The organism is Streptomyces sp. H39-C1 (genome assembly GCF_027158125.1).
Taxonomy (GTDB): domain Bacteria; phylum Actinomycetota; class Actinomycetes; order Streptomycetales; family Streptomycetaceae; genus Actinacidiphila; species Actinacidiphila fildesensis.
Genome location: NZ_JAPVLS010000284.1, coordinates 1 through 801 on the forward strand (window position 1 = coordinate 1; position 801 = coordinate 801).

At 73.4% G+C, this 801-nt stretch carries 2 pseudogenes; both read left to right on the forward strand.

Annotation, left to right across the window (positions count from 1 at the left end):
• A pseudogene (locus tag O3W51_RS48220) lies at window positions 1-443 on the forward strand (class I SAM-dependent methyltransferase); the annotation flags it as partial.
• 78 nt (window positions 444-521) lie between these two features.
• Window positions 522-801, forward strand: a pseudogene (locus tag O3W51_RS48225) (hypothetical protein); the annotation flags it as partial.

The window sequence follows — 801 nt, forward strand, 5'->3', positions numbered from 1 at the left end:
GGCTGGTGGCGGCGATCGCGGCCACCGGAGTACCGGCCCTCGGCGTGGACGTCAGCCCGGCGGCCGTGGCCCGCACCCGGGACATCGGGGGAGCGGTGCTGTGCCGGTCGGTCTTCGACCGGCTGCCGGCGGAGGGCCGTTGGGGCACGGCGCTGCTGATCGATGGCAATGTCGGCATCGGTGGCGACGCGCGGGCGCTACTCGCACGGGTGGGCGAACTGGTCGCCCCCGGTGGCCGGTTGCTCGTCGAGGCCGCGGCTTACGATGTCGACGAGCGCTTCACCGTACGGGTGGAGGACGGCCGGGGCCGGTACGGCCGGGACTTCCCCTGGGCCCGGCTGGGCGCGGCCGCGCTGCGGTCGGCCGCGGACGGCGCGGGCTGGACGACGGTCGAGGAGTGGTCCGTGGACGGCCGCCACTTCACAGAACTGGCCCGAAGGTGAGCCATGCGCTCCAGCCGGTTGGAGACCAGCGATCGGATCCCTGCCCTTGATCAGCCCTTACGGATTGAGGACACCGCCATGTCGCAGTCCGCACAGGGCACCGCACCTGCCACGGTGGACGGTGTGGGAGTCCGCACCGTATGCACCTCAGTCCTCGTCGCCGCGCTGACCGCCGTCGTCGCCGTCACCATCCGCATCGGAGGTTCCGAAGCGCACCCGCGCCACCTTCTGTACTGGTACGCCGCCGCCTGGGTGCTGTTCGCCGCAGCCGTGTGGGCCGTCCGCAAGGTGCCCGTGCGCGCCGCCGTGGTCCTGGTGCTCGCCGGCAGCGCCGCGCTGTCGCTCGCGGCGCTGAGCG